The following is a 13,363-nucleotide window of genomic DNA, read 5'->3' on the forward strand; positions in this document are numbered from 1 at the left end:
ATTCACGCGGACGTCGCGGCACTTCCTGGCTTGCCGTCACAGCGTTGATCCTCGCGATTATCTCGGTGCTGCTGTGCTGGGTTCCGATAGTGAACAATCTAGTCTTCATTCTCGGTCTCCTAGCGCTGGGGCTCGGTATCGCTGCTGTGGTGAGTGCCTTCCGCTCCCGGCCCGGGTCCAAGGGGATGGCGGTCACCGCGACCTGCCTGAGTGTCCTCTCCTTGATCGGGGTCCTCGGCACGCAGGCGTTCTATGGTTCGATGTTCGACACCACATCTCCAAGGGCCGAGCCATCGAACGTCGCGACTGGTGGCGGATCGGATCCAAAATCTTCAGCTGCCGAAGAAGCCCCGTCGGACGTCGCGGCCATTGGCGAGAAGCGGGAAGTCTCGGATTACGATGTCTCTGTCACCGGAGTTAACCTCAACGCCGCAGAGCCCATCCTGGCGGCAAATTCATTTAACGAGCCGGCCACTGGCCAGTATGTGCTCGTCGACCTCACAGTGCAGTATCTGGGCACTGAGGAAGCAAACCCGTGGCTTGATCTCAACGTAACCTTCGTCGGATCAGATGCTCGGCAATATGACGCATCTAGCTGTGACGCTGTCCCGCCACTTCCGGCATCCGACGTTCCGACATTGGAGAACACGGGCACCGCTTCATACCAGGTGTGCATGGACGTTCCCCCAGAAGCGATCCCGGAGGGGAAGCTTTTCGTGGAGCGGTCCTTGAGCCTCAATGACGCGCGCGTCTATTGGGCTATCAACTGATGTGGACGTGCGGGGCTGAGGCTGGCCTCCCGCATTCCGTCGAAATGGCTGTACGGTCCGCTATGGTTGCACCATTCATTTCAATGCAGGGGGATTAGTGGAGTTTGCAGAACGTTTGACCGCATTGGCCGCGAAGGTGCGGCAGCAGAGGTCTCAGATCGAAACAGAAGAAGCGACGAAGAACGCGTTCATTATGCCGTTCATCTCGACCATCCTCGGATATGACGTCTTCAACCCACTCGAGGTGGTGCCCGAGTTCACTGCCGACGTCGGCGTGAAAAAGGGTGAAAAGATCGACTACGCGATCATGCACGGCGGGACGGTGCAGATCCTCATCGAGTGCAAGAAGTCCAAGGAACCACTCAAAATCGAGCACGCATCTCAGCTCTACCGCTACTTCGCCGTGACCAACGCCCGGATTGCGATCCTTACCAATGGCGAGGTGTACGAGTTCTTCACCGATCTGGATGCGCCGAACCGGATGGATGCAAAGCCATTCCTCGTGCTGGACCTGAACGACATTGACGAGACGCTGATACCGGAGCTGATGAAGCTCACCAAGGAGATCTTCGATCTTGATTCGATCATCAATGCAGCCGGTGAATTGAAGTACATCGGCCAGATCAAGCGGACGCTCGCGGGTCAGTTCAAAGAACCGGACAGCGAATGGATCAAGTTCCTGGCCACGCGGGTCTACGACGGTCCGTACACCCAGAAGGTCCGCGATCAGTTCACCGGTCTCGTGACCAAGGCGACGAAGCAGTTCCTTAACGAGCAGGTTAACGACCGCCTTAAGACGGCTCTCGGTGCCCCGAACTTTCCAATGGCCAGTGACTCGGTCATCGCGGCCACCGTCACCAGCGAGCAGGTGGTCGAGGATGACCTTATCGACACCGGCGTGGAAACCACCCTCGAGGAGCTCGAGGGCTACCAGATCGTCCGGGCCATTGTCTGCAATGAGGTGAAGCCCGCACGGGTGGTGCAGCGCGACGCGAAGTCCTACTTCGCCGTCCTGCTGGATGACAACAACCGGAAGCCAATCGCCCGGCTGCATTTCAACCGGGTGCAGAAGTACCTCGGCGTCTTCGACGACCAGAAAGTGGAGCAGCGGGTGCCGATCAGCTCGCTCGACGAGATCTACGAGCACGCAGATACCCTGCGCTCCAGCGTCAGGGCGTATTTGGCAACTGGCTAATTGCTGCTTGCTCCTCGGGCGCCTCGAGTTCCTTCGAGTCGCCGGCCTTGTTCCGCTTAGGCCACTTTGGTCTGCTGAACTCTATTTCCCGCAGTTTCTGTACCTGGGGCTTCGCTCTGGTCACGGCCCCAGGTACGGAACTCGCTGCGGTGCCCAGTACCTGCCGGGTTTGGCTCGTAAGGTCGCTGAGCGACTTGCGCCAGGTCTCCCGCTCCACATCGCCGTACACGAGACCTTCGAGGCCGTAGATTGTCGCGAATTGCGCCACGGCCTGCTGAATATTCTCAACCGCGTTCAATGTCGCCGCGCTTCGGAGCGGATTGACGACCCGCGTGAAGTCGTTGATTTTTGCTGTCGCGCTGACTGCATCGTTCAACTTCTGCAGCCGAAGCGCGGCGAGTTCCTGGCGACGTCCTGCTGCCCGCTCCACAGCCGCGACATGATGCTCAAGGTCCTCCGGTTCAGATTTCCCTACGTGCGCAATTTCGAGCGCGTCGAGTCTCGTCTGATTCGCGTGGCATGCAGCGAGTAGGACAAGCCACGAGCGGAGTTCGGAGCCGCTTGCATGCTTTATCGCATCAGATTTTTCCGCAGCAGTTCCGGTGGAAAGGGAATCGGCGATGACGTCCAACTGGTTCAGTGCGTAAGAGGTCGACTGGGCGAGCGCGGTGCTGTGGCCGGAGACCTGAGTCCATGTCGTCTCACTGATGCGGCCGCTCTCCTCGTAAAGCGCGTACGCCTTATCGAGAACCAACGTGACTCCTTGAACGTCTCCGAGCGCCTGCGCTCTGTTGTCCGAAAGGAGCCGGTCGAGCTTGATGTCCATGGCCTCCACGAGCTGCTCGAGGTCGGCCAGGGCAGCCTTCAGAGCGGCGGCGGCGCTCAGCGTCGCCATATTTGAGGCAACCATCGGATTCATCTTCGTGGGCTCGAACTGCGCGTGGGCGGCGATGCGCCCTTTCGCTCCCCGGACGACTCCCGCAAGCGGGCCGTCGCCGTCGGGATTGAACTTCTTCAATTTGTCGAAGAGCTCAGCGGACTCGGCCGTCAGGGTGAAGGTCTTGCCCGCCATTGAGGAACTGACCGCTGCGATGCCGCTGACGGCTGCCACGGCGTCAAGGGTCGCTTTTTTCGCTGTCGCGCCCAACTCTGGATTGACGGCCAGCTCCTGCATGAACTTCTGCACGAGGTCGGAATTTCCGACGATTGCCGCTTCCTTGCCCGAGACGAATATGCCGAGCTCCTGGGTTTGTTCTTCCATCTGCCAATTGAAACAGGCAGAGAGTATTCCGGTGTGAAGCAACGCCTGGCATTCCTTGACGCTTGGTGAACCGGTACCCCAGGTCAAGATGTCCTTGGTGCTGCAGCGCCCATGGGCCAGCGCCCCGAACACCGTGATCTGGCCCGCGCTGCAGCAGGTCACCGCACAGCTGCGGGCGACAACCACCGTCGCCGCTGGGGGAAGACCATAGGTATTTTCTCTAGGGGGACCCGCCCTAGGTCCAGTATCCTGAAGGGACGTTTCTTCCGCGTTCTAGACCGCGGTTCCGGTTCGCCGGCAGAAGGAACTTCCATGCATCTGATGCGGGAACGAAGGTTCGACATATGAGTCCCCACCGATTGAAGGCGGCGTTGCTGGCCGTGGTCGTGGTAGGTGCGTCAGCGACCGCATTCACCTTCAGCGCGAGCGGTGACACCGGCTGCGCTGCGACGGGCAGCCGTGCCACCAGCGTCTTCCGGGTTGATTCGTTCACAGCGGGCAATTCGGATGCGGTTCAGGCGGCAATCGATGCCGCAACCGCCCAGGGTGGCGGGATCGTGCAGCTGTCCGCTGGACAGTTCGACATCGACCGGCCGCTATGGCTCAAGGACAACGTCGCGCTGAGGGGCTCGGGTCCAGATACCGTTCTAAAGGCTTCTGCCCGCTTCCTGGACACCAAAGGACCCCACGGCGGACACCCCCTCGTCACGACTGAGGGAGCAGAAAACGTTACGATCGCCGACCTGACGGCCGATCAAAGCGGTGAAATCTTCGACGGCAACGTCGAGGGCAGGCTCAATGAATACCTCATTGACGTGCGGCATACCGACAACGCCGTCGTCGACGGGGTCGCGACCAGAAACCCTTTCACCTACTCAATAGCAGTGGTGGGCAGCCTCAACTTCTGTGTGCGGGACAGTTCAACGGTGGCGGACTCATCCGGCCGATATGACCAGCTGGACGGGATCCACATCACGGACTCCCACTCAGGCGCCGTGATCGGCAACCGCGTCGATCAAGGACAAGGCGAGGACGGCGATGATGGCTTGGTTGCCCAAACGATAGGCGCGGAGGTCTACGACGTCGTCTACCGGGGCAACGACGTGCGCGGCGGATCGCACGGCGCCGGGATGCAACTCGCTGTATCCGGCCATGAAATCCACGACATCACCATAGAAGGTAACCGGTTCTGGGGTTCACCCTCCGGGATCCGAACGGGCTATTACAACGGCGCCACGCAGGCAGTGCACGATATCGCCATGCTCGGGAACACCTTCTTCGACAACGAGGGAACCTCGATCAACTTCAAGGGCGACCTCGAGAATATTCGGGTGGAGGGCAGTACCATCTGCCGCAGCGGGGAAATCAAGGTAGCCGACGGCGCAGGAAACTCAGTGGAGAGCAGCAGGACACACTGCTGAGGGATGCTCCTCGAGGCACTGTCCCGCTACGGACCCGTCCCATAGGTGGTAGGAGTCCCCACTCTATCCCGCACACCCCGGATCAATGCCTCGTCCCCCACGCGCCAGATGGTCGTGGCGCCATTGGTGAGGCCCCGCTGCTGGAAGACAGGCGTGGCGTTGGCCTCAAGCCACTTGTGCATGGCGGGCTGCATATATCCATAACCCTGGCTGGTCGGAAGCGACTGGGTCAGGATGAAGTCGACGCCGTTTTCCTGCATCAGGGCTGTTGACGGCCAAATGCCGAAGCGCGGGTCGTTCGAGAAGGCAAGTTCGCCGGTGTCGTTGGTAACGCTCACTTTTGCATCTGCCGGCAGGTTCTGACTCACCCAGCGTTTCGCCTGCACGAAACCATTGTCAGTCGAGGTCTCCAACCGGAGCCCAAGGATCGCGGTGAGCAGCACGAATACGGCACCGGCGGCAACAATCGGGCGGCGGAACCTGGTCCATCGTTCCACAACCTCCACCCCCAGCAGCACCGCACCCAGTCCTGCAAGAATCATCACTCCGTAGCCGTACTGCTCTTCGAAGGTGCCGAACAGGGCGCTGAAGACGCCGTAAGCTCCGAGCGACAGGCCCATCAGGCCGATCAAACGGCGTGCCGGGCGGAGACTGAAACACAGAAATGCTCCGGCCACAGGGCACAACCCCAACAGCAGGTAGCTCGTACCAAAATGACCGGCGTTGTCGATAAGTCTTTCCAATATGTTGGGGGCTCCCTCGGCGGTGAAGCCCGTGAACTTATCCAAACCGATAAGACGCCGAAACCCGCCCTCCTTCGCCTGTATCCAGACCGGCAGCATTCCTTCGGACACAACCATCGTCATGTAAACCGTGTACGGCGCGGCCATGCCCACCAGAAGGATGGCCGCGTCGTGCGCCTTAATGGTTTGGCGCCATATCACTCCGGCAAGAACGGGCGCCACGGTACACAGCACGAAGAAGTCCTTGGTCACGATTGCGAGGCCGAACGCCAGGCCGGCACAAAGCAGCAGTGGACGGCGCGTGCTGGACCTGCGGGACTTGAGTATCGACACCACAATGGCGAGTCCCACGATCACCGCGGCCATCGCCAGGGTCTCCAGAAACACGCGGCTGTTATTGCGAAGTACGAACGGTTCGAAGATCAGGAGCCCCGCCGTCACCCAGGCTGCGCCTCTGGTCCCTACCGCTTGAACTATAAGAAATGCCACCCCCACAGTCAGCGCGCCGAGGACGGCGTTCACCCAGCGGAGTTGCATCACCATTTCCACTGAGTCGCCGGTCAGCCCGAAGAGGTTGATGACACCGGCTTCCAGCACGAAGAAACCGGGCGGATGAAGGAAGAACGGGCCATCCGGAAGCCGGGGGAATGAACCCCCTGAGACGATCGATTGCCCAAGCTGGGCATAGAGCATCTCATCGACCCACAGTTCGAAGGCATGGAGGAGTCCTATTGCGCGCACCGCAAGAGCCAGCGCGAAACAGTAGAGGAAAGGGCCCAGGGTGTTCATGAAACGTCGTCCCGCCGGAACTGCGGCCTCCGAGCCCTGTCTCGGAACGGTTTCTGCTGTGGAACCCGCCGCCGCCCGACCACTTGGGTCCACAAGCTGCCGGGCAAGCCGAGGCGTTTCGGCACGTTGCCAAATCCGCATTTGTAGGCCACGTACCAGTTCCAAGGTGCTTCCCATCTTTCGCTGAGCAAGGACGGTGAGTCCGGCGACTAAAACGACCAGCGCCCAGATCGAGGGTTGCTGTCCTGCGAGTACCAATACCAGGGCGAAGCCGAGAGCAGCCACGAAGCCCCTTACGGCCATCCGCCCCGAATGCGGCGGAAGAAGCGGGAGCGCGATCACCGCGGAAATGCAGGCTGCTGCCACCGCACCGAAGGCACATCCGATCGCGATACCCGGTACCCCTCCCCACTCCCAGCCCAGGAACAGGCCGCCTGGAATCAGTGCCGATGCGGTGAGCAACCCAAGCTGGCAACGTCGGTAGGCGCGCAACGCCAGAAGGATCGTGGCGAGAACCGTAAGCGTGGCATAGCCCAATCCTGAGAGTGCGAGCCAGGGGAGCAGGGCGAACGAGGAGCCGTACTCGTCCGGCAGGATAAGGGCCACCAGCGCGTGTGGAACTGTGGTGATGACAGCCCATGCGAGAAGTGCCAGCCGGCCGAAGGTACGCAGGGACTCCATGAGTACAGAAGCCACCTCTACGCCCGGCCGCCTCAGGAGCGGAAACGCCATGATGACCGTTCCCGCTGCGACGTATACCGGGGCCTTGCCTATGGAGGCCAGAGCCTGGAAACCTGCGGCCGCCGTCGAGCCGCCGTCGAGGAACGCCACAAGCACCACATCGATCCCTGCAAGGACCGACATGACGCACAGAGTGACCGCTATACCGGCGGTTTCAACCCATCGCCATTTCTGGCGAAGCACGTGCGGACGCCAGGTGAGATCCCGGAAGAAGGACCTGGGCGTCACCAGAAGCGCCAACCCGCCCATCGCGAAGCCCAAGACAGCGCCCGCAGCGCCCCATGCGAAGAACACGACGAGGACAGAGAAAATCAGTCTGATCAGGACCTCACCAACGGACTTGATCAAGTACCGCATGAAGCGTAATTCGCCCTGGAACCACCCGGTCGGCGCCGCTCCCAGGAACAGGACAAGCGCGGAGAGAGCGACGATTGCGGCCATCTTGAGAGACCCAAGGCCCGCGGTGATGACCCCTGTCACCAAGGCGGCGGCCAACCCAACCAGCACCGAAATCATTGCGGAGAACGCCATGGCTTCGCGCCGCTGCTCTGAACCCTGCGGATGGGCGATCACCGCATGGCACAAAGGTAATGGAACCAAAGCAGATGCAACGATTCCTGCCATGCCGAGCATCACCTTAGCGGCGGCGAACCGGCTGAAATCGGCGGGCTCCAGGGCGTAGACCATGAGCAGTGTGACAGCGTAGCTGTGCACCCCTACGACGCCCGCACCGACCGACAAAAGCACACCATGACGGGCAACACTCGCGCCCTCGAAGGACGCGTGCGAAATGTCAGCGAGAGGACCCAGGCCAGCGTGAAGCGCGGGGGTGGGACCGAGCGTCACGAATTCCCCCTCAACGGGACTCTCATGCAGGACAGGACACCAGCCTACGGGCAGGCTTAGGAGTGGGCACCTGTCTCGACTACTCGCTTCCAGCCGCGGCAACTACGTAGGAAATCCAGTTCAAGAAGGCGTCCGCGGAACCCGCCCTGCAGTCCGTAATGGCACATATACTGGGGCCGCTGGCCAGTTCGCGGGCAGTGTCCTGTGAGTCCCTGAACCAAGCCAACGGTAGGACAAATAACTTGGACTTCTTTGCATCTGACGCCTTTCTGACCGCCCTGGCCCGGGATTACCACCGGGCTCGAATGTTCGAGTTCAAGAGGTATGAAGTGCAGGGCCGGCAGGTGCGGCTGGCGGAGGTCAACGGAGGCAGAGTCCTGACAACGGGCCCGTTCTTCGATTACGTCAAACCCTTGCACCCGGACGGCCCGCCCCAGAGGACCCTCAATTTTCTTCCGAAGCTTGTGACGTCCGTGATCGCGCTTGATGATGAGGATCCTGCAGCATCGGTTCCCCCAACTACCCTGGAACCGGCGCCCCTCATTGTGTGGGGTGCGTTCGGCACCTGGGAGGACTATCTCGCCCTGCTGGGGAGGCGCAGTAAGACGCTGCTGTATAACAGGCAACGGAAGCTCAGGAGAATGCTTAGGGAGCAGGGAGAGCCGGTTTTCGCCTTCGATGATCCCGAACCCGAGGCACTGGACCTTTGCGTCAAGTGGAAGATTCAGCAGTACGAAGGCGGCCACGAAACCCTTGAAGATCCGGCCGCGATTGCCATGCTGAGGGGCCTGTTCGAGGATGGGCACCTGATCCTGTCGACCTTGCGGGTAGCGGACAAATATGTCGCGGTGCAGGCCGGATTCGTGTGGCAGGGAGAATACCTGTACCTCATCCCTGCCTATGACCCTGAGTTCGCACGGCACGGAGTCGGTAGGGAACTGCTGCTGTGCACGCTGGAGCATAGCTTCCGTCAGGGCCACAAGAGCTTCGATCTGCTGCAGGGCGCGGAGCCGTACAAGTGGAACTTCGCCACCCATGTTCAGCTCATTGAGAGCCTCGGACAACCGCCATTGGGTCGCCGCGCGCGTGCTGCTGCGGAGCGGGTAATCAAGAGGCGCCTGCTTGCCGTATCCCCGCAGCTCTTCTATCGCGCTAAACAGTTTTTCCTCTCGGGACGCCGGCGCGTGAAGGAAACGACGAACAGATTCCGGGGGTGAAAAAACACTTCACGGGCCGCTTCAACAGCGTTCCCGCCTGTTGGTCCAACGAGCCCCATCCCGCCTAGGAGTAGTAGGTCTCCGGGACCGGAGGGATTCGTCCGTCGGGGAACAGCGCGTCTGCCTGGGTGGCGTACTGACGAACACGCCGGTGTTTGGCCTCGAGATCACCGCTCCACTCCCACCCGGTGAGGTGCCGACTCCTGAGGAACGCGTCGTCGGGCTGCTGGTTCTGGTTGTAGGGGAAATCGGAGTAGAAGACCGTCCGCTCAGCTGAACTTTCGCCGACCGATCGGGTAATCAGGTGGTCGACATGCCTCCCAATTCCTACGGGGCAGAACACGAGCCCGGTCGCCTGCTCATCGATCTCCTCCGCCACCGTGTCCCGCAGCTCTTCGATCAGACCGGTATCGCCCCTCGAAACCCGTCCAAGCGCGATGTCGAATCGATAGGTCGGATAGCGGTGAACAAGTTCGGGGAGGGTCCTGCCCAGGACGGAGCTGCCGGGAATGGTTTTTCGTCGCCTTCGGAACAGTGCATCCGTCGCCCCGAGATGCCGGAACCGTACGCCAAGCCCCTCGAGAACGGCGGCGTCCTCCTTCTTGCGTTCCTCAAAGAGGGAACCGGCATCCTGCACAGAACACTGCCGCAGGAACGACCGTGCCGCCCGGGTGTGCGGGGTGGGACTGCATTCAGTGAAGATGGTCAGTACTTCGATGTCGCGCCTGCCTGCCTCCGACGCGATGAGGGAACCACAGGAGAGCACCGCATCATCAAGATGTGGCGATAAGAAGAGCCACGGTTCATCAGTGGTGCGGGATTGGGCGAGGCGCGACGGCGGCGCGGCCGTCACCTGCCGCTCCCTGCGCGTTGGGGAGAGGCCACAGGCTGGGGTAATGCCGAGTAGTAGGCCTCCAGTTGGCTTGAGGCAAGAGCATCCCAGTCGAACCCCATCGCGAACCTTCGACCTGCCGCCCCTGCAGCGGCAAGGACCTCGGGGTCGTTATACCGGGTGACGATTTCGTCAGCCAACGCTTCGACGTCGAAGGGAGGGACCACCCAGCCGCAACCCGGCGGCACCACTTCCCGCAGGCAGGGTATGTCGAAGGCGATGACCGGCGTACCCGATGCGAGGGCTTCCACGGCGACCAGGCCGAACGTTTCGGCCCGTGAAGGGATGACCACAAGCCGGCCCGCGGCCAGCGTCTCGAACTTTTCCTGGCCGCCCACCCAGCCGACCAGACGGACCCGGTCTCCGAGATTCTGGGCCGCAACCTCTTGCCGGATCCGGTGCTCGTCCGGGCCGGTGCCGGCGATGATGAGTTCTCCATCAATCTGCTTCGAAGCCTGGGCCCATGCTTTTAGTAGCAGGTCGATGCCTTTGCCCGCAAACTCGAGTCGCCCAATGCAGACGACATCGGTGCCCAACCGGGGCAGCACATCGAAGGCGCGCCTGTCGATCCCGTTGCCGATTACCTCCACCGCGGCTCCGGGGTTCAGCCGTTTCACTTGATCAGCTGTGCCCTTGGATACTGCAATCAGGCGCCGGTGACTGCGGACCGCTGCCCATTCGATCCAGTGGAACGGGAGCTTGTACTCGCGGAACTTCTCGCGGGCATGAAGCCACTGCACCATACCGATTGTCGGTTTTCCGGTCCAGAGCGGTGCGGCCATCGATGAGAAGGGAGCGAAGAAGTCCTCGACCACCAGGTCCACCAATGGCTGGCGCCTCCAGGTTTCCCACGGCAGCCGCAGGCAATATCCCAGCAGCCGGCCCAACCGCGTTCGTCCCTGCCCGAACCCGAGCGGAACGTACTCGACCCTGTCCTGAATGCGGGCCGTCCAGGACGGATACCGTGTAGTGAGGACCGTGACCGAATGCCCCAGAGCTGCGATGCGTTTGTTGATTTCATGGGTGCGAACCGAGCCCCCGCCGGCTCCGGGCATCAGCGGATCTTCGAATCCGAGGTGAAGAATCCGCAATCGCGGCCTGCTCCGCAGGGAGACGCCGCCGGTCTTCAGTCCGTTGTTACTGGTCTCATCCATTCCGATTCACCTTCTCCAGAGGCCTTCAACGCTCAGTGCCCGTTCAGGGCCCGCAAGGAGGTCACTGCGGGTGGCCGGCCACAGCACAGCATCTTCAACGCCCAGGTGCTTCAGGGTGACCGATGCTTCGAACTCGTCGCGGCCCTTGAGGAGTGCAACGGTTGTACCTTCAATTTCAGCGAACTCGTCCGTGCCAGTGAGGAGGGCGGAAAGGTCCAATCCCTGCGGCAGATCGAACTGGGCAACGGTCGACATGTCGCGGTGGACTTCCCTCCTGCTGCGGGCTCCGAGGCGCGGCGTCTCCAGGGATTCCTCCATCAACACGCCCGCCAAAAGGGCTGCGCTCCGGTCCCAATTGAAGCAGCGCGCCCACTGCTGGCAGGCCTGGGAGAGTGCTGACCGCGTTCCGGGGTCGGAAAGTTCGCCAAGCCGCTCAATCAGGGCAGCACCAAGCTCCTTGACCGAATCGACCAGCCAGCCGGTTTGTCCGTCCATAACGCTGTCGCGGATGCCTGGGGCCCGAAGGGCAATACACGGTACGCCCCAGGCTGCCGCCTCGATGATCGAACACCCCCACCCCTCGGCGTCGGAAGCGGACAAGGTCAACCAGGCACGGTTCAGCAAGGCATCCCTTACGGCGTCCGGCTGATACCCGTGGAAGGTGAAGTTGGAATACATGCCCAGGTCCATGACGATCTGCTCAAGCCGGGCCCGCTCCGGTCCGTCCCCAACGATTTCCGCCCGGAGATTCGGGTACTGAGTTGCCGCTGCAGCGATCTGTCCGATGAGGATGTCGATCCTCTTGTGTGCCACCAGTCTGCTGACGATGGTGATTGTTGGGTCCGGGTCCCTCGGGCCGACGACGTTGGGCACCGTTCCGGTGCCGTTTGGAACGATGTGTATCGGCCCCTGATAGCCGAGATTCCGCAGTTCCATTCGGGTCGAGGGAGAGACCGCTGCGATTGCCCGGGGTCCATATATTCTTCGCGCAGCATTACCCTCCAAGTACCTGCCAAGGGCGGCAACCGGAGGGGAGAAGTGCGTACGGAACTGCTTCTGATGAACGTGATGCACCACCTGCACCACAGGTGTTTTCCTTGTCACGAACAGCGGCGAGAAAAAAGGAATGCCGTTCTGGCAGTCCACCACTGCATCGATCTGAGGCCGGGTGCGAAGGAGACCCAGCGCCGCCTGCGGGTACAGGGTCAGCGCCCCGCCGCCTCGCACAATGTGGACACCGTCAATCGTATCTGCCGGGTCTTGATGGCTGTCCCTGCTGGTGTACCAGGTGACGTCAATGCCGGCATCCACCCAACGTTTCGAGATTTGGTGCATGTATTGTTCAGCACCGCCGGCCTGTGAATGCTCGATATCCCGCCAGTTCAGCACGAGTACTCGCTTGCCTTGGAAATACTTCATCGCGGAAGGGTTGAACGCCGGTGTCATGGCAGCCTCTGCATCTGTGCGAGTGCGACAAAACTGGCTATTCCATCACGGACACAATGGAACGTCGAATTGGTGCCGTCGGTCCACGCCACAGGAATTTCGATGATCCTTCCACCCTCGCGTTGAAGGCGGCGGAGCAGCTCAACATCGAAGGCGAATCCGGATGTCCTGGATTGAACCATGGCGCGGAGGATGGCCCCTCGCTCGAAGAACTTGAAGCCGCACTGTGTGTCCAAGACGCCCCGGACCATCGAACTTGTCACCACCCGGAAGGCGGCCCCGCCCAGCCTGCGACTGAACTGCTGGCGCTTGACGAAGGTCGATCCGGGCGAATGGCGTGATGCTATGACGGCGCTGGCACCCCGGGCGAGGTGCTCCATGGCGGCGGTGAGAGTTTCAAGGGGCGTGGCCATATCGGCATCAAAGAAGCCGGTATAGGTAGACGTTCCGCTCAGCAGGCCCCTCCTCACCGCGGCACCTTTGCCGGGGCGGGAACAACCGATGAGGGAAATTGGAACTTCAGAATTCGAAGTAGACATCCTGCGAACAATCTGCCCGGTGTCATCGGCGCTGCCATTGTCCACGACGACTATGCGCGAACTCCAGGTCTGCGTTCGAAGGAAGTCGACGGTGTAGCTGAGGGTTGACGGTAGGCGGCCGGCCTCGTTATAAGCAGGGATAATCACTTCCAGATCCACCGCGCCGCGCCTTCGCGACTTCGAGCCCTCTGATGAGAGCTGACCGCATCCGATTGTTGACAATTTTGGTTTTGCTAGACTATCGAGGGGTTCCACCTAGATTTCCTCGTTGCTGGCTTCCAGAGACCAATATCGGTGCCCCAACGTGCTCCACCGTACGAGCCTGTTGCAAGACCGAACAACAATACGC

The 13,363-nt window shown here is 61.2% G+C and carries 10 protein-coding genes; 4 read left to right on the top strand and 6 right to left on the bottom strand.

Annotated features, from left to right (window positions below):
• The first annotated feature begins 44 nt into the window (after positions 1-44).
• Together I6N91_RS00370 and I6N91_RS00375 are read left to right on the top strand one after the other, a co-directional pair.
• The gene (locus I6N91_RS00370) at positions 45-770 is read left to right on the top strand and encodes a hypothetical protein (RefSeq protein ID WP_233091277.1); all 726 of its coding nucleotides are present in this window, start codon (positions 45-47) and stop codon (positions 768-770) included.
• A 97-nt stretch (positions 771-867) separates the two neighbouring features.
• On the top strand, positions 868-1,965 hold the full coding sequence (locus tag I6N91_RS00375) for a type I restriction endonuclease (protein WP_159615351.1): 1,098 nt from the start codon (positions 868-870) through the stop codon (positions 1,963-1,965).
• Here the strand turns inward: I6N91_RS00375 and I6N91_RS00380 are convergent.
• On the bottom strand, positions 1,940-3,313 hold the full coding sequence (locus I6N91_RS00380) for a hypothetical protein (RefSeq protein WP_233091279.1): 1,374 nt from the start codon (positions 3,311-3,313) through the stop codon (positions 1,940-1,942). The genes I6N91_RS00375 and I6N91_RS00380 overlap by 26 nt on opposite strands.
• A gap of 257 nt (positions 3,314-3,570) precedes the next feature.
• Between I6N91_RS00380 and I6N91_RS00385 the strand changes: the two genes are divergently transcribed.
• Positions 3,571-4,647, top strand: a complete 1,077-nt coding sequence (locus I6N91_RS00385) for a glycosyl hydrolase family 28-related protein (RefSeq protein ID WP_198809953.1) — start codon at positions 3,571-3,573, stop codon at positions 4,645-4,647.
• Positions 4,648-4,673: 26 nt separating this feature from the next.
• Here the strand turns inward: I6N91_RS00385 and I6N91_RS00390 are convergent, their stop codons facing one another.
• Positions 4,674-7,607: a hypothetical protein gene (locus tag I6N91_RS00390; RefSeq protein ID WP_198809954.1), complete on the bottom strand. Its 2,934-nt coding sequence runs from the start codon at positions 7,605-7,607 to the stop codon at positions 4,674-4,676.
• A 401-nt stretch (positions 7,608-8,008) separates the two neighbouring features.
• On the opposite strand from I6N91_RS00390, the gene I6N91_RS00395 reads away from it, so the two are divergent.
• Positions 8,009-8,983: a GNAT family N-acetyltransferase gene (locus tag I6N91_RS00395; protein WP_198809955.1), complete on the top strand. Its 975-nt coding sequence runs from the start codon at positions 8,009-8,011 to the stop codon at positions 8,981-8,983.
• A 64-nt stretch (positions 8,984-9,047) separates the two neighbouring features.
• On the opposite strand, the gene I6N91_RS00400 is transcribed toward I6N91_RS00395, so the two are convergent.
• Genes I6N91_RS00400 through I6N91_RS00415 form a run of 4 tightly spaced genes read right to left on the bottom strand, consistent with a single transcriptional unit; the run spans position 9,048 to position 13,173 of the window.
• The gene (locus I6N91_RS00400) at positions 9,048-9,836 is read right to left on the bottom strand and encodes a PIG-L deacetylase family protein (protein ID WP_198809956.1); all 789 of its coding nucleotides are present in this window, start codon (positions 9,834-9,836) and stop codon (positions 9,048-9,050) included.
• A complete protein-coding gene (locus tag I6N91_RS00405; protein ID WP_233091280.1) occupies positions 9,833-11,029 on the bottom strand; it encodes a glycosyltransferase family 4 protein in 1,197 nt (398 codons plus the stop codon). Before I6N91_RS00405 ends, I6N91_RS00400 begins: the two co-directional genes overlap by 4 nt.
• A gap of 6 nt (positions 11,030-11,035) precedes the next feature.
• Positions 11,036-12,448, bottom strand: coding sequence for a glycosyltransferase family 4 protein (locus I6N91_RS00410; protein ID WP_233091281.1), 1,413 nt, complete (start codon positions 12,446-12,448; stop codon positions 11,036-11,038).
• A 23-nt stretch (positions 12,449-12,471) separates the two neighbouring features.
• Entirely contained in the window at positions 12,472-13,173 is a 702-nt protein-coding gene (locus tag I6N91_RS00415; RefSeq protein ID WP_307843175.1) for a glycosyltransferase, read from the bottom strand.
• Between the last annotated feature and the right edge of the window lie 190 nt (positions 13,174-13,363).

It is taken from the genome of Arthrobacter sp. MSA 4-2 (genome assembly GCF_016405885.1).
Classification (GTDB): domain Bacteria; phylum Actinomycetota; class Actinomycetes; order Actinomycetales; family Micrococcaceae; genus Arthrobacter_D.